We start from the raw sequence: 21654 nt of genomic DNA, 5'->3' as shown, positions 1-21654 counted from the left end.
ATGAGCGAACAACCCACGCCTTCCCAGCCAGCTGAAACGCCCGCCATCGCGACCTCCAATGTGCCTGCACCAGAGGTCTTGCAGGAAGAGACTGCCACCTCTGCAGGCAGCAACAGCTGGCTCACCCAGCTTGCGCTTGTCATCGCGCTGGCAGCGGCAATCGCCATGGCCTGGCAGTGGTATCACGCGCGCCACCGTTTTGCCGTACTGGAGCAGGAGCTCTCGCAAAAGCTCGAGCAATTCAATGGCGTCAATCAGCAAGCCCTCGCCCTTGCACGCAATGCCGATGAACGCAGCACCGAAGTCAGCGCACGCGCCTCACTGTTTGAGCAACAATTGGCCGAATCACGCGATCAGGCCGAAGCCCTGCAGTCACTGTATGTAGAGCTTGCCAACAATCGCGAAGAGCGCACGATCGCCGAGGTTGAGCAGTTGATCATTATTGCCAACCAACAATTGCAGCTGGCTGGCAATATCAAGCCCGCACTGCTGGCCCTGCAAACCGCAGATACCCGCTTGCAGCATCTTGATAGCGGTCAGGTTGTTCAGTTGCGCAAATCCATAGGCCAGGATATTCAGCGCCTGCAAAACATGCCGCAAGTGGACACGGTAGGCATCAGCCTTAAACTGGAAAATCTGGCGGAATCCGTCGGCTCGTTGCCATTGGTAAGCGAACGCCATCCGCAATCTGCGCCTGCCCTGGCCCCCGAATGGGACAGCAATCCATGGCGGCGCCTGGCACAGGAGGTGTGGCAGGACCTGCGCACCATGATCCGCCTGGAGCGGATTGACCGACCTGAACCGCCATTGCTGGCGCCCGAGCAGAATTTCTTCCTGCGTGAAAACATCAAGCTGCATCTGCTGACAGCCCGGATTGCGCTGCTGCAGCATGACGAAGCCACCTACCGTGCTGACCTCGCTGCCGCAGAAAAATGGTTGAAGAGTCATTTCGACCCTCGCGACAGCGGTACCAAGCTTGCCTTGAATACCTTGAAAGAGCTTTCGGCAAAGGAAATCGTCATCAACCTGCCCGATGTCAACGAAAGCCTGTCATTGGTTAGCAAGTACAAACTTTCGCTGGAGCGCTTGAGCACACCAGTAAAAAGCAACACGGAGCGTAAATAGTGCGTTGGCTGTTCTGGATATTGCTGATTCTGGGGCTGGCGGTAGGCATTTCGCTGCTGGCAGTGAACAATCAGGGCTATGTGCTGATCGTGCGTCCGCCCTACCGCATGGAGCTCTCACTCAATCTGCTGCTGGTGATGATCGTGGGCGGCTTTATCAGCCTGCACCTCCTGCTCAGGCTGATTCAATACACGCGCCATTTGCCCGCCAGCGTTCGCAGCTATAAGGAAGAGCGCCGCATTCGTCAGGGACGTGCCGCCTTGAGTGAAGGTTTGCAATCACTGGCCGAAGGGCGCTATCTGCTGGCTGAAAAAGCGGCAAACAAAGCCCTGTCATTGGAAGAAAATCCGGGCTTGTCCACGCTGGTAGCCGCCCGGGCTGCGCACAAGCTCAAGAACAAATCGCAGCGCGATTATTATCTGGCCGAGGCTGAACGCATCGCCCCGGATGCAGCTATCGCGCGTTTGCTCATCCAGGCCGAATTCATGCTGGATGACCGCCGTTACAACGAAGCATTGAATGTACTGCATAAGCTGGACAAACTGGAATCCAAATATCCTCCTGCTTTGCGGCTGGAGCTGAAAGCCCAGGTACACCTGAAAAACTGGGAGCAGGTGCTGGTGACCCTGCGCCGCCTGGAAAAGCATGATGCGATCGAAAGCTGGCATTTGCGCGAACTACGCCAGCAAGCCCATACCCACCTCTTGCAACGTCTGGCAGATGATCTGGACAAGCTGAATGCCTACTGGAAAAAAATGCCGGAAGAAGATCGTCTGAATAACCGTATTGCGTGCATTGCAGCGCAAACCTTTATCCAGGCCGGGGCAGGCGACCAGGCAGCGGAAATTGTAGAAATGAGCCTGACCAAAGGCTGGGACAGCAAGCTTGCGGGGATGCTGGGCGACTGCCTGTCATCGCAACCGCAAAAACAGCTGCAACAGGCCGAACATTGGTTGCTCAGCCATGAAAATGACGCTGACCTGCTACGCTCTCTGGGAAATTTGTGCGTACGCCTGAGTTTATGGGGCAAGGCGCAGAGCTATTTTGAGGCCAGCCTTAGCGTGAAGCCGAGTGCCGCCACGCATCTGGCACTGGCTCGCCTGTTGGACGAGCGCGGCGAGACGGAAGCGGCCAATCATCAATTCCGCCTGAGCACCCAATTCTGTTCGGGATTCGAATAAGGGCAGCGCCACTCGGGCGCCTGCCCGTTGAATTAAGGCTTTCGCCTCACGATCATAACGCCGCAGGCTTGGGTGGTGGATTGGAAAACGTAAACGCATCCGAAAAGAACTCGTCTTCTGGCAAGCCCTTCAGCTGGAAGGCCTGATGCGCAACATCCACCATCTGCGGCGCACCACAGCAATACACCTGATAAGCACTCAGATCGGCAAAGTCTTCCAGCACGGCTTCATGCACCAGTCCGCGCCGCCCTTGCCAGGCGTCTTCGTCCTTGGGTTCGGATAATACCGGCACATAGCTGAAAAGATTGGATTCCTCCAGCCAGCGCATGGGCAGCTCCGGCATGTAAAGGTCTTCTAGCGAACGCGCCCCCCAGTAAAGCACCATCTTGCGAGGCGTTTTTTGATGCAGGATATGCTCGATAATGCCTTTAATCGGCGCAAAACCCGTCCCACCCGCGACGAAAATGATGGGCTTGTCATGGTCTTCACGCAGGTAAAAACTGCCAAACGGCCCTTCCAGGCGCAAAATGGCTTTTTCCTGCATTTCGTTGAAGACGTATTCGGTAAAAGTGCCGCCAGGAATCAGGCGCAGATGCAATTCAAGTAATTCATCATGGTGTGGCGCATTCGCCAGCGAAAAAGCGCGGCGCTTGCCGTCTTTAAGCAGAAATTCTATATATTGGCCTGCCAGAAACTGCATGCGCTCATTGCTGGGCAGCTTCAAATACAGCGCCATTACATCGTGTGACAGCTTTTCCATTTTCTGCACGCGGACCGGCATGATACGTGGGCGTATGCCATTACTGCCTGTGGCTTCGCGGCATTCAATGACCAGATCAGTTTGCGGAACCGCACAGCACAGCAATGCCAGGCCATTGGCCTTGTCGGTGTCAGTCAGGGCGGAGGCCTGATGATCGTGATGGCTCACCTCTCCTTGTAGCACTTTGCCTTTGCACGCGCCACAGGCGCCGTTACGGCAACCATAGGGCAAGCCCAGGCCTGCATCAATGGCGGCGCTCAATACGGTGGCATCGCCCTCAACAACAAAGCGATGGCCGCTAGGCTTGACGGTTACTTGGTGAGACATGCGTTCAATTCCTGATTCTACAATGATGAAAGTGGCATCAAGCCGGATCGGCCATGAGGCTGCGAAGAATTAATGTGCACAAAAACAATCCATTAGGTGAGGCGCGAGTTTAACACAAGCCTTGGATCAAGCTGTATGCCGACCTGCAAACAGACCTTGCATAGCCCCAGAGCTCTGCATGACCATGTTCAATCTTCGCGCGTATATTCACCCTCAATAACATCATCGTTCGCCGCTGCTGGCCTGCGGCTCTGGCGGGGCTCAGCTTGCACGGTTTCATCAAACACCTCCGGCTTGGCCGAAGGCAATAGCAGCAGAATCACGGCAATGGCGTCGGTCACCACCCCAGGAATAATCAGCAAAATGCCAGCCAGCATGTTTTTAGCGCCGCTGAACAAGGCGCGGGCAGGAGCTCCTCCCTGGCTCAGGGTTTGGGTCATGCGCCCCAGCATCATGAGCTTTTCGTCCTGAATCAAACGCCAGCCCAGAATGGCGACCACCACCAGGTAAACCAGTACCCAAACGCCATAGCGCGCGGCCAGTTCTATCAATAACCATATCTCGACAACGGGGAATGCGAGTAAAATCAGCAGCAGCAAGGGTAAAGGCATATAAGCAGTACTTTAAAAAATAGCGAAGCAAGGGTCTGACGTCATGTGAGCCACCTTGTTCCCTTGTAAATGAAGCCTTACATGGATATTTCAAGTCGGGGATGCTGACATCATGTCACATGACACCTTATCGAACACAATGACAGCCAGCGAGGCGATTCTGGTCGTGACCAATCTGCCAGACCAGGACTCGGCCACGCAACTGGCCGATTATCTGGTCAATGCCCGGCTGGCTGCCTGCGTCAATATACTGGCGCCTTGCACATCCGTGTATCGCTGGCAGGGTAAAGTCGAAACCGCCAATGAAATCCCGCTATTGATCAAGACATGCCGCACGCAATATGCCGCCTTGCAGCAAGCGATTGTGCAGCAGCATCCCTACGAACTTCCCGAAATCCTCTGTGTCCCAATCAGCACTGGATTGCCCGCTTACCTGGCGTGGCTTAACGAGGAAACGACGGCCTGACCCCATGAAATATCTTTTGAATGTGCTGCTGATGTTATGCAGTCTGCTCCCCGCCCTGTCCAGCGCCCCTGCAACCGCCGCGCCGCTCAGCAGCAAGCTGGCACTGTTTACCAGCGACGACGACGGCATTCTGCCACCCGATGAAGCGTTCAAGCTGGAAGTGGGCTCAATACGACAGGATACCTTGCAAGCCGTTTTCCAGATTGCTCCCGGTCATTACCTTTACCGGGATCGCATCAAGTTTTCCAGCGCAACACCTGGCGTAACGGTCACCGATATCAGCATGCCGCCCGGCGAATCAAAAAAAGATCCCAGCTTTGGTACTACCTATGTTTTTCACCGTGAAACCGAAGCCAAAATACAACTGGCCTTCAGCGGTGATGTCCCTGCCATTCTCAAGCTTAACGCCACTTATCAGGGGTGCAGCGAAAAAGGCCTGTGCTACCCCCCTATCCATAAAATACTGGATGTCAGCTTGGGGGGAGACGCCACCGAACAATCCTCCACAACTCCTCCACCCGAGCAGGACCGTATAGCAGGCCTGTTGGGTAGCGGCAAACTATGGCTGATACTGAGCGGCTTTTTTGGCATCGGCCTGCTCCTCGCTTTCACCCCCTGCATGTTGCCCATGATCCCTATCCTGTCAGGCATTATTGTCGGCAGCAAGTCACATGGCCACGGGAGTAAAGGCCACGCCATCCTGCTGTCCGCCGCTTACGTGTTCGGCATGTCGCTCAGTTACACATTGGCAGGTATCGCTGCCGGCTTATCTGGGCAACTGCTGAGCAACGCCTTGCAAACACCGTGGGTACTGGGAGCCACGGCACTTCTCTTTGTGCTGCTTGCACTATCCATGTTTGGCTTTTATGAAATCCGCCTGCCGCAGTCGCTGGCAGATCGCCTGACCGGTACCAACAGCCGTATCCGTGGCGGTCATTTCGCCGGAGTATTTCTGATGGGTGTAGTGTCCGCGCTGATCGTGAGCCCTTGTGTGGCAGCCCCATTGGCTGGAGCTCTGCTGTATATCAGCCAGACGCGCGATGTCTGGCTGGGAGGCAGCGCCTTGTTTGCGCTATCCCTGGGCATGGGCCTGCCCCTCCTGCTGATCGGTGCCTCGGCAGGCAGCCTCCTGCCCAAGGCGGGGCCATGGATGGAGCGTATACGGCAGCTGTTTGGCGTGGTCATGCTCTATGTCGCCCTGTTACTGATCAGCCCGGTGATCCCACTGCCGGTACAAATGGCCCTCTGGGCGGCCCTGTTGATTGTCCCTGCCATCTTTCTGCATGCGCTTGATCGCTTGCCTGAAACCGCCACCGGATGGCAACGTGTATGGAAGGGTCTGGGCATTATCCTGTTCCTGCTGGGAGTAATGATGCTGATAGGCGCATTCAGCGGCGCAAAATCTCCGTTGCAACCTCTCTCTGGCTTTAACACTGCCAATTTGCAAAAAGCCTCCACAGCCACTGCATTGCCTTTCAAACGCATCCATAGTCTGGAAGAGCTGCAGCAATCCCTGGCCGATGCCAAAGGCAAAATCGTGATGCTGGATTTTTATGCAGATTGGTGTGTTGCCTGCAAGGAGCTGGAACAGTTCACCTTTAGTGACCCGCGCGTACAGCAATCTCTGGAAAATGTAGTTTTGCTGCAAGCAGATGTTACTCAGAACACTCCGGCAGATGCCGCATTGCTGCAACGTTTCCAGCTGTTTGGCCCACCTGCCATCCTGTTTTTCCATGGGCAGGATCAACGTGACCCAAAACTCAAACTGATCGGCTATCAGAATAGCGAGCAGTTTTTGCGTGCCCGCCATACACTGGGCTGCGAAACCGGCATTGCCTATTGCTGACATGATGCTTTCCCGCCGCGCCTTATTCATCCTTGCCTTGCTGCTGATTGCCACTGGTGTCTATTCGCTTGTCAGCCGCTGGCAACATGGCGGCTTCAGCGAAGATCATCCAGCCGCCAGCACATCCCGCTTTTTTGCCGTGATATTGCCCGATGTAAATGGCTTCATGCAGCCCATGTCCGAGTTACGTGGACAGATTCTGGTGGTTAATTTCTGGGCAACCTGGTGCCCTCCCTGCCGCGAAGAAATGCCTGAGCTAAGCGAACTGCAGGCGCTATACAAGAAAGAAGGCTTAGTCGTGGTGGGTATTGCCGCCGAGGACCAGGAAAGTGTAAATCAGTTTGCTAGGGAGGCCCCGGTAGGCTATCCTCTTTTCGCAGCAGATACTGAAGCAGGCCCCCTGAGTTACAGCCTGGGCAACCACCGCAGCGTGTTGCCTTACACCGTTGTCATTGATCGCGACGGCCATATTGTCAAAAGTTACTTTGGCCGGATTACACGCCATCTTCTGGAACAAAGCGTCAAGCCCTTGCTGCAAGCCAGCAACGCCCCATAGAAGTTTTCAAAAACATGTAAATTCTGTAAATATCGTCAATTCACTGGACAATATCCCCCAATTTACGGCAAACTTGCTGCCATGAAAGCGCGTCTCCGGTCCCCCGAATCCCACTGCCATGGTTGCTGATACGACTCCCTCCATACTCGTATTGCATGGCCCCAACCTCAATATGCTGGGGTTGCGCGAGCCTGACCATTACGGCAGCGATACGCTGCAGGCAATCAACCAGCGCCTGCAAGAGCAAGCGGAGGCGCATGGCGTGGTCCTGACAACGTTTCAGAGCAATGCCGAGGCGGAGTTGATTGCGCGTGTGCACGATCTCGCCAGACATCCTGCGGATTTTGTGATCATCAACCCGGCCGCCTTCACCCATACTTCGGTTGCTCTGCGCGACGCCTTGTCCGCCGTTAAAGTACCCTTTATCGAAGTTCATCTTTCCAACGTACATGCCCGTGAATCCTTCCGCCATCATTCGTATTTTTCGGATATCGCAGTCGGGGTCATCAGCGGGCTTGGCGCTCATGGTTATTCTCTGGCGCTGGATTACGCCATCCGCCGTTTACAACATTAACTACCAACATAACCGCATGTCACATGCGCTTTAATCATTTAGAGGTTCAACATGGATTTACGCAAACTGAAGAAACTGATCGACCTGGTCGAAGAGTCCGGCATCTCCGAGCTGGAATTGACCGAAGGTGAAGAAAAAGTCCGTATCAGTCGCAACCTGCCCAATGCCCATGCCGGCATGCAGTTCGCTCCACAGTATATCCAGGCAGCTCCTGCCCCGCAGGCTGCTGCTCCAGCTGTTGCTGAAGCAGCCGCTGCGCCTGTCATTGAAGGCCATGTGGTGAAATCCCCGATGGTCGGTACGTTCTATCGCTCCCCTTCCCCTGATGCCAAGCCTTTCGTTGAAGTGGGCAGCAGCATCACCGCAGGCAGCACACTTTGCATTATTGAAGCCATGAAACTACTCAACGAAATCGAAGCGGATCACACCGGTGTGATCAAGGCGATACTTGTTGAAAACGGTCAGCCGGTAGAATACGGCGAACCACTCTTTATTATTGGCTAACGAGGTTTCCATGTTTGAAAAAGTCCTCATTGCCAACCGCGGCGAAATTGCGCTGCGCATACAGCGCGCATGTCGCGAGCTTGGCATCAAGACGGTTGCGGTGCATTCCGAAGCCGACCGTGAAGCCAAGTACGTCAAACTCGCAGATGAATCCGTCTGCATTGGCCCTGCGCCCTCCAGTCAAAGTTATCTGAATATTCCAGCCGTGATCAGTGCGGCAGAAGTCACCGATGCTGAAGCCATACACCCCGGTTATGGCTTTTTATCCGAAAACGCGGACTTCGCAGAACGTGTAGAACAAAGTGGTTTTGTATTTATCGGCCCGCGTGCTGAGACCATACGCCTGATGGGCGACAAGGTCAGCGCCAAGGATGCGATGAAAGCGGCGGGCGTACCATGCGTGCCAGGCTCCGAGGGTGCATTACCGGATGATCCTGACGTCATCATGCGTACCGCCAAGGAAATCGGCTACCCTGTCATCATCAAGGCGGCTGGTGGAGGTGGTGGTCGCGGCATGCGCGTCGTGCATACGGAGGCGGCCTTGCTGAATTCAGTAAGCATGACCAAAGCCGAAGCAGGTGCAGCCTTTGGCAACCCAACCGTCTACATGGAAAAATTCCTCGAACAGCCGCGCCACATTGAGATTCAGGTGCTGTCGGACGAACATGGCAATGCCGTGTATCTGGGCGAACGCGATTGTTCAATGCAACGCCGTCACCAAAAGGTACTGGAAGAAGCCCCCGCCCCTGGCATCACCCAGAAAATGCGCGAAAAAATCGGCGAGCGTTGTGCCGATGCCTGCCGTCGCATCAATTACCGCGGTGCGGGTACCTTTGAGTTCCTGTATGAAAACGGCGAGTTCTACTTCATTGAAATGAATACCCGGGTACAGGTTGAACATCCGGTCACCGAAATGATCACGGGCATTGATATCGTTCAGCAGCAGATACTAATTGCAGCAGGCGAAAAGCTCTCTTTCAAGCAGAGCGACATCGTACTGCGTGGTCACGCCATTGAGTGCCGTATCAATGCGGAAGACCCCTACAACTTTGTCCCATCACCTGGCCGTATCAACACTTTCCACATGCCTGGCGGTCCTGGCATTCGGGTTGATACCCACGCCTATCAGAACTATCTGGTTCCACCACACTATGATTCCATGATTGGCAAACTGATTGCTTATGGCGATACACGTCAGCAGGCGATTGCCCGCATGCGTATCGCCTTATCGGAAATGGTAGTCGAAGGCATTAAGACCAACGTGCCACTGCACAGTGATTTGATGAACGATGCTGCATTCCACCTGGGTGAAACCAGCATTCACTATCTCGAACACAAGCTGGGCATCAGCAGCAAGTAGCATGGCCTGGTTATCGCTGAAAATAGAAGCCAGAGACAACACCGCCGACCTCATCAGTGACACCCTGATGGAACTGGGGGCGTTGTCCGCCAGCATTGAAGATGCCAATGCCGAAACCCCTGATGAACAACCGATTTTTGGTGAACCAGGGGACCCACCTCCTGGCATCTGGCAACACAACATTGTCAGTGCCCTGCTGGCAGAATCTACCGACATTCCCGTGTTAATGGCGGAGTTGGCTACAACCACCGGTCTCGGCGCCCTGCCCTACACCACGGAACACATTGCCGAGCAGGACTGGGTACGTGCTACACAGTCGCAATTCGACCCGATCCGGATTCGAGATGACCTTTGGATAGTCCCCTCATGGCATGACGCTCCTAATCCGGATGCTTTGAACATCGTCCTGGATCCTGGTCTGGCATTTGGCACGGGGAGCCACCCCACCACGCACTTGTGTCTGGCATGGCTGGCAGATCAGGTCAGCGCAGACCTCACCGTACTGGATTACGGCTGTGGCTCCGGAATTCTGGCAATTGCAGCCAGCAAATTAGGCGCGGGTAAAGTCATCGGCGTGGATATTGATCCGCAAGCCATACAGTCCAGTGTATTCAATGCCGAGAATAATGGTGTGGAAGCAGAGTTTTACCTTCCCAAGCAACTCCCTGACAGCTTCGCCGACTTGGTGGTTGCCAATATTCTCTCCAGTGCATTGATGGTACTGGCGCCAGCACTTGCAGCGGCCTGCAAGCCTCAAGGCCGCATTGCGCTTTCTGGCATCTTGCGTGAGCAGCAGGAACAAGTCTCTGCGATCTATGCCGAATGGTTTGATATGGATGCCCCGCAATTCATGGATAGCTGGGTGCTACTCACCGGTCGTAAAAGATGAGTCTGATCACCTCCTGCCCCGCGTGTTCCACCGTGTTTCACGTGAAGCCGGAGCAGTTATCGCTACGGCGAGGCACGGTACGATGCGGCGAATGCCAGCATGTTTTTAATGCGCTGGATCATTTGCATGAGGCCGAGGTTGCTGCCCCTGAGGTTGCTGCCCCTGAGGTTGCTGCCCCTGAGGTTGCTGCCCCCGAGGTTGCTGCCCCCGAGGTTGCTGCCCCTGAGGTTGCTGCCCCCGAGGTTGCTGCCCCCGAGGTTGCTGCCCCCGAGGTTGTTGCACCTGAGGCTGTTACACCTGAGGCTGTTACACCTGAGGCTGTTGAGATGCATGTACCACCTCAAACGCCACCTTATATTCCAGCTCAGCCAGCTTGGCGTGATGCAGCACCAAAATCCAAGCTACAAACAGTCACTATTCAACCCCGAAATTTCCCTTGGCTGAGTGGTTCAGTTGCATTGCTTCTGTTCATCACGCTTATACTGCAATTCGCGTATTTTCAGCGCAATACACTTGCACTGGCCTGGCCAAGTAGCAAACCTTATCTGCAGCTGGCCTGTGGAATGTTGAAATGCACCATTGAATTACCAAAGGATGCCAACAAGCTGGTCATTGATGATGCCAACTTGGTGGAAGATGGCGAATATGAAGGCCTCCTCATCTTGACCAGCACCTTGGTTAACCAGGCCACCCATGTTCAAGCTTACCCTCGGCTGGAATTGACCTTGACCGATGCGAACGACCAGGCAGTACTGCGACGCACATTTGCACCGGCAGAGTATCTGCCAGCCAATATTGTGGCGGCTAGTGGCATCGCCGCAGGCAAAGAACTCCCGATCAAATTGCTCATCACAGCCGATCATCAGACTGTGTCGGGTTACCGATTGTTTGTGAACTATTAATCAGGCACTCATGATTTTCATGAGTGTTCTTTCATGAAGCTGCGCATGCAGCTTATTCTCCGCAAGCTTATGATGTTCTTCATGCAACATCCATTGACTACCAAGGAGATCACCATGTGGACCAAACCAGAAGCTACTGAAATGCGTTTCGGCTTTGAAGTAACGATGTACGTTTGCAATCGTTAATTCATTAGCAACAGGAGGTGTGGGTTTACCCACATCCCGCATTAAAAAAGGAGGCCATTGCCTCCTTTTTTAATGCGGGTTATTGACCTGTATGCACTCGGATTGAATACCTCGTATGGCCTGGGCAATTTCATCCACCGCTTTTTCGCGACCATAGCTCTTACGCCATGCCAAGGCAATTTGCCGCTTAGGCACCGGAGCCTCGAAAGGCACGACTTTGATAAGGGGATTCTGATAGCGCTCAACCGCAGCACTGGCGGGTAGCACGGTAATGCCCAGATTGGAGGCCACCATATTGCGTATGGTTTCAAGAGAGTTGCCTTGCAGCATTTCTCCCTTACGGGAAAGGTCAGGGCATGCCAACAATACCTGATTACTGAAACAGTGACCCGTATTCAGCAATAACACTTTTTCTTCAGCCAGATCTTCCGGACTGATGCTCTTACGGCTGGCCCACGCATGATCCGCCGGCACTACCACGACAAACTCTTCTTCGTAGAGCAATTGAAGCTTGATACCAGGAATATCGAATGGAAGTGCAATAATGGCAGCGTCTATATTTCCATTGCGCAATTGGGTTTCTAGATTGGCGGTAAGGTTTTCTTCCACCTCTAATGGCATCTCCGGAGCGCTTTTGCGCAAAGGTGGAATGATTTCAGGCAGGAGGTAGGGGCCGACGGAATAGATCACCCCAAGCTTGAAGGTACCGATCAGCTGATTGTTGCCTTGTTTGGCAAGCTCTTTGATGCGACCAGCCTCTTCCAGCGTGCGTATGGCTTGTTCGACAATACGCTCCCCAACCGGCGTCATGCTGACATCGCTACGACTGCGCTCAAACAGCATCACGCCAAGCTCATCCTCGAGCTTTTTGACTGCGAGGCTGAGCGCTGGCTGGCTGACAAAACTTTTTTCGGCAGCGCGTCTGAAATTACGCTCTCGGGCCACTGCCACGATGAAACGAAGTTCACTAAGGGTCATGACCATCCCAACTTTACTGATAAAGCAAATATATCAAAACATGCGTCAATTGGAATGATACATATCGACTATAGCAATTTTAGCTGGTTGTGGTATATGTGGCCGCCTCTACAATTTAACAACTTGCATCTCATGCTGCTCCTTGCCCGAAGCAGCGATTATCTCTCGCGCCAGCTCGGTTTCATCCCCTGAACGGGTGTAAGCCAGCAATACTACGTAGCCATTATTGATGGCATCAATCACAAAATTACTGAAATCGCCTGATTTTTGCGCAATACCCGCACCAGCCCCGGCAATGGCACCGACTGCCGCGCCCCATCCCACCATGGCCAACGGTGCCAATAAAGGACTGGCAACAAACAGGCTGACATTGGCGGCCACGATGGCTGCTTGACCAAGGGCGCCCACGCCGCCGCCCACCACTGTGCCAATAGCCGTATCTTTGATGACGTCTTTCAATACATCACGACTACCCTCTTGCTCGTGTGTAGCGTGGCGATCGGAAGTCAGCAGATGCAATTGTTCCGGCTGCAGACCGCCTTCGCGGAGTTTTTGCAGGGTGTTTTCCGCCTCTTGCGGATATACGTATACGCCTGCGACGCGATGTTGATAATGGTCCATGATGACCTCCTGTTTATATCCAATGATCAGCTCTTTACCATACGGGAGAGCAAACATTGACTCTATAGGCGTGGTCCGATTTAGATGTAGGACTAACGGAAAGTCGCGTGGGATACGATGGAAAGGCTAGATAAGCTGTAAGGCCTTGAGCTTGCGATACAGGGTGTTTCTGCTGATACCAAGCTGGCGTGCCACGGCAGATACATTGCCTGCGTGTTGCTGCCAGGCATTGCGAACAGCATCCGTGGTCACGGCATCCAGGGAAACCTGGGGAGATTCCTGAGCACGCTCTGGTGCGCCTGCCCCCTGCTCAAGCTCATCCAAAAAGTCCTGCATCAAGTGCACGGATTGAATCTTGCCACCCCCGGATAGGGCGAGTGCCGTTTTGACTACGTTATGTAGTTGGCGAATATTACCGGGCCAAGGATGGCATTCAAACAATTGCATGACTTCAACGTCGATCGGTGTGGTTTCGGCATTTTCAGTTTGTAATATCAACTGCACCAGCGCGGCCAGATCCGTGCGTTGACGCAACGATGGCAAACTCACACTGAGACCATTCAACCGATAGTAAAGATCACGTCTGAACTCGCCCTTCTCCACTTTCTCGCGCAGTTTCTGGTTGGTCGCACTCACCAGCATGAAGTCCAGTGGCTTGGACTTGCTGCTGCCCAATGGCGTAACGCTGCGTTCTTGCAATACCCGCAACAATCGCGCTTGCAGACCTAATGGCATATCGCCAATTTCATCCAGAAACAGAGTCCCGCCGTTGGCCTGCTCCAGCTTGCCAGTGCTACCTTTGCGGCGCGCACCGGTAAAAGCGCCATCTTCATAGCCAAACAGTTCGGCTTCAATCAGGCCTTCTGGCAAAGCAGCACAGTTAACAGCGACCCATGGGCCCTGATACCGAGCACTGGCTTCATGAATCGCCCGGGCAAATAGCTCCTTGCCAGCGCCAGTTTCACCTTCAATCAGAATAGGGATCTGCTGGTTCAATACCAGGGTTACCTGGCTGATCGCCCGCGCGACCTGTGGATCGCCCGTATTCAGCATGCCCAGATTGGCCGCGGCATCGCGCTTTTGAGGCTCTATTGTCGTTACGGAGCGTGTAGGGCCGTTGCTGCGGGCTTCTGCACGGGCAAACAGGCGCGCCCCATTTGTAAGGCGCAGAGGGAATACCAATGTGCTGGCGCTCGCGGCTTCGAGCTTGCCCAGGTCACTTTCAAAAAGCTGATGGAAATAGACGCCCCCCTGCGGCAACTCGGTAGGGGCCACCCCTAACTGAAACTGTCCGCTACGATTGAGCGCGACCAAACGGCCATCAGCCCCAAACATGGCGATACCTTCCCACAGCGTACCGATGAATTCTGGCCGGGCATGAAAATGTAGCACCATCTCGGCCTGATGGCTGGCACGGAAAAGGCGGTTTTCAATCATTTGCGCCGCCATTTTTACCAAAGCCAGCGTGTGCTGTTGCGGCATCATCAAATCATTGGAAACATCCAGTGTTCCCAACAGATTATTGTGGGCCCCGAATATCGGCACAGCAGAGCAGCTGAGAATCTGGTTACGTTCCATGAAGTGCTCGGCGCCCCGCACGGTGAGGGCGGATTGCTCGATCAGGGCCGTGCCAATGGCATTGGTGCCACGGTCCGCCTCATGCCATGAGCTGCCAGGATTAAGCGCAAGTTGCTGCGCCTCTGATAAAAACGCATTGTCCCCCAGGCTATGCAAAATCACGCCCTGATCATCGGTCAGGATCACCATGCTGCGCGTATGCGCAATCTGCTCATTGAGCGTGGTCATTTCGGGACGGGCATGCGACAGCAGCAGATGATACTGCTCCTGGCGCTGGCGCAATTCATATTGCGTCAGTATTTGATTATCCACAGCCCCGGCGCTATCCATGCCGTTAGCAAGGCAACGCTGCCAGGAGCGGGCGATTTCTTCCGCCACGGCGCCTTGCTGCACCTGACCGCTGACCAGAAATTGCGAACGCGCATATCTGATCTGGTGTGCCTCATCGGGAATGGAATATTGCATGGTTAGCTATCAGTATATGGCTGGGGGAAATGCAGGGAAAATGATCTGTCACTGAATGTAACACCTGTTCATTTTCGTGACAACCACACGCCTGCCGCTAGCGGCATTCCCCCTCCGGTCATGATTTTCACATCTCGCCTGCGAGCCTTATTCCGCGCGGCATCCAGGCAATCATCCCATCTCGGCTTCATGGCTGGCACAGCGATTGCAATTAAGGCATTACTGCCACCGGCTTCTGGATCCCCCGCCGGAACTGGTGGCTAGTCACTCACATGCTGTTAAAACAAATTAACTATGGAGATTTAGCGTGAAGACAACAACCTTGAAACTCGCATTAGCTGGCGTACTGGGTCTCAGTAGCTTGAGCAGCCTTGCCGCGACTGAACTTGAAAACCTGATGAAGGACGACAGCCAGTGGGCGCATCCTCGTAAAGACTATGCCAACACCGGCTACAGCCGCCTGAGCCAGATCAACAAAGGCAACGTGCGTAACCTGAAAATGGCCTGGTCGTTTGCTACTGGCGTGAACCGCGGCCACGAAGGCGCCCCGCTGGTAATCAATGATGTCATGTACGTACATACAGCATTCCCCAACAACGTGTATGCACTGGACCTGAACGATAACCAGAAGATCATCTGGTCTTACTTCCCCAAGCAGGATCCATCGGTTCAGGCATTGCTGTGCTGCGACAACGTTAACCGCGGCCTGGGCTATGGTGATGGCAAGATTTTCCTGCAACAGAATGACGGCACTCTGGTAGCCCTGGATGCGAAAAACGGCAACAAGTTGTGGGACGTTAAGGTAGTGGATACCAAAACCGGAGCATCTAATACCAATGCGCCACATGTCATCAAGGACAAGGTCATTACCGGCTGTTCCGGTGGCGAATATGGCGTACGTTGCTATATTTCCGCCTATAACATCAAGGATGGCTCCCTGGCATGGCGTGCATACAGCACCGGCCCAGACAGCGAAACGCTGATTGGCGAGGGTTTCAACAAGGATAACCCGCATTACAGCGCGCTGTCGGTTTACGAGGACGTGAATGGTGGCAACAAGGAAGGCGGCTCGTTCAAGGCCTTGACCAAGGATCAGATGAAGTTCCCGGAAAAGGAACTGGGCACCCGTACCTGGCTCAAGCCTCAGGCCATCAAGAACGGCTATGAACATGGCGGCGGCCCTACCTGGGGCTGGTACTCGTTTGATCCTGCGCTGAACCTGATGTACTACGGTACCGGTAACCCAGGCACCTGGAACCCCGATGTACGCCCTGGTGACAACAAGTGGTCCATGACGATTTTCGCACGCGATGTGGATACCGGCATGGCACGCTGGGGTTATCAGATGACGCCGCATGACGAGTGGGATTACGACGGCATGAACGAGATCGTGTTGTGGGAAGCCAAGGGCAAGAAACTGGCGACACACTTTGACCGTAACGGCTTTGGCTACACCTTTGACCGCACCAACGGCACCTTGCTGGTCGCTGAAAAGATGAATCCTTTCGTTAACTGGGCCACCAAGGTAGACCTGAAATCAGGCGTGCCGGTAAAGGATCCCAAGTTCTCGACACACCAGGATTACAACGCCAAGGGTATTTGCCCATCGGCGCTGGGTGTGAAGGATGAGCAACCTTCTGCTTTCTCGCCCAAGACCGGCATGTTCTACGTTCCACTCAACCATGTGTGCATGACATATGAACCCGTAGAGTCCAAATACATCGCTGGCCAGCCATGGGTAGGCGCAACCCTGACCATGTTCGCTGGTCCTGACGGCGTCATGGGTGGCTTCATGGCCTGGGACGGCCTCAAGGGCAAATCAGCCTGGTACAACAAGGAGAAATTCTCTGCCTGGGGTGGCGCATTGGTAACGTCCAGCGACATCGTGTTTTACGGCACCCTGGACCGCTGGTTCAAGGCTGTGGATGCACAAACCGGCAAGGAGCTCTGGAAATTCCAGGTAGGTTCCGGTGTAGTTGGCAATGCCATTACCTATAGCCACAAGGGCAAGCAATACGTGGGCGTTCTGTCGGGTATTGGTGGCTGGGCAGGTGTGGCGATGAATCTGGGCCTCACCAATGAAACCGATGGCCTGGGTGCAGCCGGTGGCTACAAGGAGCTGACCAAGTGGAACGCAGCGCCTGGTGGCGGTGCCATGAATGTGTTCAGTCTTTAAACCATAAAAACGGTGGGAGGCCCGTCTAACCGGGTCTCCCCGTGAGGAGAGCAACATGATGAAATTACGCTATATCGCCTTGTTGGCTATTGCCCTGCCTTACGCAGGTAACGCTGGCATCAGCCTGGTATCCACCATCGACAACAAACCGCTGGCAATTCCCGGCGCGATGTTTGATACCCCTGCCGCCAAGGAATTCATGAGTTCCGGCAAAAATGCCTATCTGGGCAATGCCGATGCCATCAAGACCGGCAAGAAGATTTTTCAGATGTATAGCTGCACAGCCTGCCATGGCGCCAAAGGCGAAGGCGCTGTCGGCCCCAACCTGATCGACGACAAATGGAACTACGCCAAGAATGCCAACGATCAGGGTATTTTTGAAACCATCTGGGCTGGCACTGCTGGTGGCATGGGAGCAAAAGGCGCTGGCGCCATGGTACCGGATGATCCGACCCAAGGCCTGTCGCCAGATGAAGTATTGAAAGTAGTTGCATTTCTGCGCAGCAACGCCGTCAAGCATTAACGATTTGCTGTAGTAAGTTTATGCCTTATCTCCATTTGGCATATCCATAGCGTTGGCCGGGTAAACAGGTTTACCCGGCCTTTTTTATGTGTCGGCAGACTTGTGGTTCAGCGCCTGCTCATGTAATACCGCTTCCAGCGCAGCCAGCGGCATGGGCCTGCCATAAAAATAACCCTGCACGGCACGGCAACCTGACGCCTTGAGATAGTCGGATTGCACCTGGGTTTCCACGCCCTCCGCTACCACATCAAGATTCAGCACATGGGCGATCGAGATCATCGCTTTCACCAGCTCTGACTTGTGCGTGTCGAGGGGCACATCTTTGACGAAGCTGCGATCAATCTTGATTTGCTTGACTGGGAAACGATTGAGATAGCTCAACGCAGAATACCCGGTACCGAAATCATCGATCGAGATGACCAGTCCCATGGCATCAAAGGCATTCAGGGTATTGAGAATATCAAGGTTGCTTTCCAGCAACAGGCTTTCGGTGATTTCCAGTTTGATCCATTCAGGTCTGCAGCCTGTTTCATGCAAGATGCGGATAACGGTGGCAAGCAGAGGGTTCTGAATAAACTGCCGGGTAGAAAGATTGACCGCTATCTTCAGTGGAATGTCCTTGTCGTTATTCCATTGCACCGCTTGCCTGCAAGCCGTTGTGAGCACCCACTCTCCAATCTCGATAATGAGCCCGGTTTCTTCGGCCACCGGAATAAATACATTCGGCATCATGAGGCCATGCTCGGACTGGTTCCAGCGTAAAAGCGCCTCTACTCCCACAATTCGGTTTTCCAGCAAATCCCATTGCGGCTGGTAATAAAGTTCCAGCTCTTGCTGCTGAATGGCACGGCGCATCATGGTTTCAAGCTCAATCCGGGCAGACGAAACCTCGGTTAGCGCACTGACATAAAACTGGAAGTTGTTACGTCCCTGCGCCTTCGCATGGTACATGGCCGTATCGGCAAATTTCAGCAAGGTATCGGCATCCTGGCTGTCCGCTGGGTAGCGGGCTATGCCCACGCTGGTTGATACAAATAGCTCCCTGCCCGCCACCAGAAATGGCTCACGGAAAGCCTGGATCAAGATCTGTGCGATGGCAATCAACTCAGGCTCAGTATCGCCAGGCCGCAACAGCAGCACAAACTCATCGCCACCCATGCGGGCAATCATGTCACCTTCGCGCAGATGTTCTTGCAAGCGCGCCGCCGCCTCGCATAATAATAAATCGCCAGTGCTATGCCCCAGGGTTTCGTTGATCTGCTTGAACCGGTCCAGATCCAGCACCATCAAGCCAAACACCTGTTCCGTTTCTGCTGCAGCCAGAATCCGGTTACGCATCTGCTCCAATAACATGGCCCGATTGGGAAGTCGGGTCAGCGCATCATAAAATGCCATGTCGTGAATACGCTGTCTGTATTCCACAATTTCCGTAATATCGCGTCCCACCGCCAGCACACTGGCCACGGTGCCATCTGGATTAAACTCCGGCATCATTCTGATATGCCGAACCAATAGCTTTCCATTCGACGCTTTCAGCGGAAGCTCAAGCTCATCTGGCTGGCCAGTCAGAAACGCCTGGCGGATACGTGCCTCATATTCCACGGTAACGGTGCCACCGGGAAAGTCACTTGGCGTGGTATGCAGGACGACTTCCGGGGTGGTATCAAAGTATTCCAGCATGCGCTGATTCACATATAGGCGCCTGCAATTGGCATCATAACGGGTGATGGTATCGGGGGAGTTATCCAGCAATGAGCGGAGCTCGCGTTCCCGCTCCTGCAACTGCGTATCCGAGCGATGCCGCTCAATCGCGATGGCTACCAGATGGCTGGCCTGATGAATGAAATTGAGGTCTTCTGCACTGGGCGCCCCTGCCTCCCGACGATAAATGGCAAAGGTACCCAGCATGTGATGGACGGAATCAAAAATCGGCTCAGACCAGCATGCGAGCAAATTGGCGGACAAGGCGATTTCTTTATACGGTGCCCAGTAAGGATGGGTGCGTATATCATTTACCAGCACACGTTCTTGCAATGCAGCAGCCGTTCCGCAAGAACCTACGCCCATGCCGATGGCAACCCCATCTACCGCGGCAACAAACTCGGCAGGCAAGCTGGGCGCATGCGTGCAAAACAACCGTGTGCCTGTGTTATCCAACAGCATGATGCTGCATAAAAAGCCCGGTTTTGCTTGTTCCATGTAGCGTGTGACCAGATCCAGCACGCTGGAGAAAGCGTCACCATGCGCAAGCGATTCCAGAATCAGCAAACGCATCTGCTCGAGACGCTCATGCATGCGCAGCTGCGTCATGTCGCGCCCCACCGCCAGCACGCTGATCACGCGCCCCTGCTGATCACTTTCCGGAATGAGGCGCCACTCCAGATAGCTAGGTTTGCCATTCATGACGATATCCAGCGCGACGGTGGTGCTTTCTTCGCGTTGGGCAACCTCCTGAATCGACTTCAGGATGGAAGCATCCTGTCCCTCAGCCCCCGGCCACTTCACGCTCTGCCGTCCTATCAAATCGGCGGAACTGGTGTGAAATGTCTCGCAAAAAACCGGATTCGCATACAGATAGCGCCCCTCCAGATCAAAGCGGGCGATCAAATCCGGAATATTTTCCAATAACATGCTCAGCTTGCGCTTGGCCTCGTTCAACAGACTCACGTCACGCCCCACCGCCAGCACACCGGATATATGGCCTGAAGCATCATGCTCCGGCACCATGCGCACGGCAATCACCTTGTTGTGCACCTGAGCATCACTAGGTTGTCTGTCCATGAAAAAATCAAAGTCGCATTCCTGACCGCTGGCGATCACCTGCTTTACCCGAGCGACATAATCCTGCAACGCCTGCGAGGCTGGATTTAGCTCCAGACTGGTTTTACCCAGCAACTCGGCACTGGGGCGTTGTAACAAGTTCTCGGCCACCGGATTCAAAAATATGCGCCTGGCTTCACTGTCGTAGCGAATGACGGGGTCAGGCAAATGATCCACCAGCGTGTGATAAAGCTTCTCCTGACTGCGTAATTGCTGCTCGGCTTCTTTGCGTTCAGTAATATCACGCACCATGACCAGCCGGTAGGGCACGCCCTCATATTCAAACAGGCTGGCATGAATTTCCACCGGAAACTGGCTGCCATCCTTGCATGTATGCATGGCCTCGATCACAAGGTTTGGCAAGGTATTGTCACGGGCCGCGCTGGTTATCTCCTCCCAGCCGTCTCTATGTATCTCTCCCATGTCCATTTGCAACAGCTCTTCACGGCTATAGCCCAGGGCATGGCAGGCGGCATCATTCACATAGGTCAGGTGTTCATTTTCATCAAGCAGGTAGGCGGCCTCACTTACCTGATTGAGGGCGAAGTTCATCAATACGCAGTGCTGTTCGCCCAGTTTGCGATCGGTGATATTTTCAATGCGAAGGAGATAAAACAGAAGGGTATTGTCTTGGGAACGTATGGGGGAGAAGGAGCTGCTGAGCCAGACGTGACGGCCGGAACGATGTTTGAACCTGTGCTCCAGCGGTTGTGCGCAACAGGCAGCCAACACCTCGCGCCACGTCAGTTTTTCCGCTTGCCAGTCTTCAGGGTGCACCAGTTCGCAGTAACTGGTCTTGAGCAATTCGGATTCATCGTAGCCCAGCTGCTGGCAGCATGGGCCATTGGCGCCCAGCCAGTGACCATCTGTATCAACGATCGCCATGCTGATTGCCGCCAGTTCACCCGCCATGGCAAGCAAATGCTTGCTCTCTGCCAGTGCCTTCTGGGCGTCAAGAAGATATGTGGTCATCATGGCGATGTGTTCTTCCCATTATTCTCATGGTCATGAAACCGCTGGAATATAACCCCCTATTACGCGATCTTCATGACGCAAGAATTTATTATGCAAATAACCCCTTATAAAACTATCCCAATTGCTGGCGAGTGTCCAATTTAAATACGCGCTGGGCGAGGTAAAATGACCAGCGATGACACCCATGCTGACCTGATTCCATTCAAGGCTTCAGTACGCGTTAAGGTGTAA

19 protein-coding genes are annotated in these 21654 nt (G+C 54.0%); 13 read left to right on the top strand and 6 right to left on the bottom strand.

What is annotated here, in order from left to right:
• A complete protein-coding gene (locus tag LG203_RS14115; RefSeq protein WP_230346341.1) occupies positions 1–1125 on the top strand; it encodes a uroporphyrinogen-III C-methyltransferase in 1125 nt (374 codons plus the stop codon).
• Complete coding sequence (locus tag LG203_RS14110) at positions 1125–2306, top strand: heme biosynthesis protein HemY (protein ID WP_230346340.1); 1182 nt, start codon at positions 1125–1127, stop codon at positions 2304–2306. Before LG203_RS14115 ends, LG203_RS14110 begins: the two co-directional genes overlap by 1 nt.
• 52 nt (positions 2307–2358) lie before the next feature.
• Here the strand turns inward: LG203_RS14110 and LG203_RS14105 are convergent, their stop codons facing one another.
• Together LG203_RS14105 and LG203_RS14100 are read right to left on the bottom strand one after the other, a co-directional pair.
• Positions 2359–3393, bottom strand: coding sequence for a CDP-6-deoxy-delta-3,4-glucoseen reductase (locus LG203_RS14105; protein WP_230346339.1), 1035 nt, complete (start codon positions 3391–3393; stop codon positions 2359–2361).
• 188 nt (positions 3394–3581) lie between these two features.
• Entirely contained in the window at positions 3582–4004 is a 423-nt protein-coding gene (locus LG203_RS14100) for an FxsA family protein (RefSeq protein ID WP_230346338.1), read from the bottom strand.
• Between the two features lie 112 nt (positions 4005–4116).
• Here LG203_RS14100 and cutA point away from each other — a divergent pair, with 112 nt between their 5' ends.
• From cutA to pqqA, 9 genes are all read left to right on the top strand, one after another.
• On the top strand, positions 4117–4470 hold the full coding sequence (gene cutA / locus LG203_RS14095) for a divalent-cation tolerance protein CutA (RefSeq protein ID WP_230346337.1): 354 nt from the start codon (positions 4117–4119) through the stop codon (positions 4468–4470).
• Positions 4471–4474: 4 nt separating this feature from the next.
• The gene (gene dsbD, locus LG203_RS14090) at positions 4475–6316 is read left to right on the top strand and encodes a protein-disulfide reductase DsbD (protein ID WP_230346336.1); all 1842 of its coding nucleotides are present in this window, start codon (positions 4475–4477) and stop codon (positions 6314–6316) included.
• A 1-nt stretch (position 6317) separates the two neighbouring features.
• The gene (locus tag LG203_RS14085) at positions 6318–6872 is read left to right on the top strand and encodes a TlpA family protein disulfide reductase (protein WP_230346335.1); all 555 of its coding nucleotides are present in this window, start codon (positions 6318–6320) and stop codon (positions 6870–6872) included.
• Between the two features lie 118 nt (positions 6873–6990).
• A complete protein-coding gene (aroQ, locus tag LG203_RS14080) occupies positions 6991–7446 on the top strand; it encodes a type II 3-dehydroquinate dehydratase (protein ID WP_230346334.1) in 456 nt (151 codons plus the stop codon).
• Between the two features lie 51 nt (positions 7447–7497).
• Positions 7498–7950, top strand: a complete 453-nt coding sequence (accB, locus tag LG203_RS14075) for an acetyl-CoA carboxylase biotin carboxyl carrier protein (RefSeq protein WP_013440849.1) — start codon at positions 7498–7500, stop codon at positions 7948–7950.
• A gap of 10 nt (positions 7951–7960) precedes the next feature.
• On the top strand, positions 7961–9310 hold the full coding sequence (gene accC / locus LG203_RS14070; RefSeq protein WP_230346333.1) for an acetyl-CoA carboxylase biotin carboxylase subunit: 1350 nt from the start codon (positions 7961–7963) through the stop codon (positions 9308–9310).
• Between the two features lies 1 nt (position 9311).
• Positions 9312–10199 carry a 50S ribosomal protein L11 methyltransferase gene (gene prmA / locus LG203_RS14065; RefSeq protein WP_230346332.1) on the top strand — a complete coding sequence of 296 codons (888 nt, stop codon included), beginning with the start codon at positions 9312–9314 and terminating at the stop codon, positions 10197–10199.
• On the top strand, positions 10196–11101 hold the full coding sequence (locus LG203_RS14525; RefSeq protein WP_230346331.1) for a DUF3426 domain-containing protein: 906 nt from the start codon (positions 10196–10198) through the stop codon (positions 11099–11101). Before prmA ends, LG203_RS14525 begins: the two co-directional genes overlap by 4 nt.
• Positions 11102–11215: 114 nt before the next feature.
• A complete protein-coding gene (gene pqqA / locus LG203_RS14395; RefSeq protein WP_013440845.1) occupies positions 11216–11287 on the top strand; it encodes a pyrroloquinoline quinone precursor peptide PqqA in 72 nt (23 codons plus the stop codon).
• Between the two features lie 69 nt (positions 11288–11356).
• On the opposite strand, the gene LG203_RS14050 is transcribed toward pqqA, so the two are convergent.
• From LG203_RS14050 to LG203_RS14040, 3 genes are all read right to left on the bottom strand, one after another.
• Positions 11357–12265, bottom strand: coding sequence for a hydrogen peroxide-inducible genes activator (locus tag LG203_RS14050; protein ID WP_230346329.1), 909 nt, complete (start codon positions 12263–12265; stop codon positions 11357–11359).
• Positions 12266–12373: 108 nt separating this feature from the next.
• A complete protein-coding gene (locus LG203_RS14045) occupies positions 12374–12886 on the bottom strand; it encodes a hypothetical protein (protein ID WP_230346328.1) in 513 nt (170 codons plus the stop codon).
• Between the two features lie 126 nt (positions 12887–13012).
• Positions 13013–14929: a sigma-54-dependent Fis family transcriptional regulator gene (locus tag LG203_RS14040; protein WP_230346327.1), complete on the bottom strand. Its 1917-nt coding sequence runs from the start codon at positions 14927–14929 to the stop codon at positions 13013–13015.
• 307 nt (positions 14930–15236) lie between these two features.
• Between LG203_RS14040 and LG203_RS14035 the strand changes: the two genes are divergently transcribed.
• The gene (locus tag LG203_RS14035) at positions 15237–17105 is read left to right on the top strand and encodes a methanol/ethanol family PQQ-dependent dehydrogenase (protein WP_230346326.1); all 1869 of its coding nucleotides are present in this window, start codon (positions 15237–15239) and stop codon (positions 17103–17105) included.
• A gap of 55 nt (positions 17106–17160) precedes the next feature.
• Positions 17161–17628 carry a c-type cytochrome gene (locus LG203_RS14030; RefSeq protein WP_230346325.1) on the top strand — a complete coding sequence of 156 codons (468 nt, stop codon included), beginning with the start codon at positions 17161–17163 and terminating at the stop codon, positions 17626–17628.
• 84 nt (positions 17629–17712) lie between these two features.
• On the opposite strand, the gene LG203_RS14025 is transcribed toward LG203_RS14030, so the two are convergent.
• The gene (locus LG203_RS14025) at positions 17713–21423 is read right to left on the bottom strand and encodes an EAL domain-containing protein (RefSeq protein ID WP_230346324.1); all 3711 of its coding nucleotides are present in this window, start codon (positions 21421–21423) and stop codon (positions 17713–17715) included.
• Positions 21424–21654: the final 231 nt, after the last annotated feature.

The organism is Methylovorus mays (genome assembly GCF_020531915.1).
Lineage (GTDB): Bacteria > Pseudomonadota > Gammaproteobacteria > Burkholderiales > Methylophilaceae > Methylovorus > Methylovorus mays.
Note: the sequence above shows the minus strand (reverse complement) of the source record. Positions and strands in the feature narration are given on the sequence as shown.

Coding starts and splice junctions, on each gene's coding strand:
- LG203_RS14115 (WP_230346341.1), top strand. CDS start 1: ATGAGCGAACAACCCACGCCTTCCCAGCCAGCTGAAACGCCCGCCATC.
- LG203_RS14105 (WP_230346339.1), bottom strand. CDS start 3,393: ATGTCTCACCAAGTAACCGTCAAGCCTAGCGGCCATCGCTTTGTTGTT.
- LG203_RS14100 (WP_230346338.1), bottom strand. CDS start 4,004: ATGCCTTTACCCTTGCTGCTGCTGATTTTACTCGCATTCCCCGTTGTC.
- cutA (WP_230346337.1), top strand. CDS start 4,117: ATGTCACATGACACCTTATCGAACACAATGACAGCCAGCGAGGCGATT.
- dsbD (WP_230346336.1), top strand. CDS start 4,475: ATGAAATATCTTTTGAATGTGCTGCTGATGTTATGCAGTCTGCTCCCC.
- LG203_RS14085 (WP_230346335.1), top strand. CDS start 6,318: ATGATGCTTTCCCGCCGCGCCTTATTCATCCTTGCCTTGCTGCTGATT.
- aroQ (WP_230346334.1), top strand. CDS start 6,991: ATGGTTGCTGATACGACTCCCTCCATACTCGTATTGCATGGCCCCAAC.
- accB (WP_013440849.1), top strand. CDS start 7,498: ATGGATTTACGCAAACTGAAGAAACTGATCGACCTGGTCGAAGAGTCC.
- accC (WP_230346333.1), top strand. CDS start 7,961: ATGTTTGAAAAAGTCCTCATTGCCAACCGCGGCGAAATTGCGCTGCGC.
- prmA (WP_230346332.1), top strand. CDS start 9,312: ATGGCCTGGTTATCGCTGAAAATAGAAGCCAGAGACAACACCGCCGAC.
- LG203_RS14525 (WP_230346331.1), top strand. CDS start 10,196: ATGAGTCTGATCACCTCCTGCCCCGCGTGTTCCACCGTGTTTCACGTG.
- LG203_RS14050 (WP_230346329.1), bottom strand. CDS start 12,265: ATGACCCTTAGTGAACTTCGTTTCATCGTGGCAGTGGCCCGAGAGCGT.
- LG203_RS14045 (WP_230346328.1), bottom strand. CDS start 12,886: ATGGACCATTATCAACATCGCGTCGCAGGCGTATACGTATATCCGCAA.
- LG203_RS14040 (WP_230346327.1), bottom strand. CDS start 14,929: ATGCAATATTCCATTCCCGATGAGGCACACCAGATCAGATATGCGCGT.
- LG203_RS14030 (WP_230346325.1), top strand. CDS start 17,161: ATGATGAAATTACGCTATATCGCCTTGTTGGCTATTGCCCTGCCTTAC.
- LG203_RS14025 (WP_230346324.1), bottom strand. CDS start 21,423: ATGATGACCACATATCTTCTTGACGCCCAGAAGGCACTGGCAGAGAGC.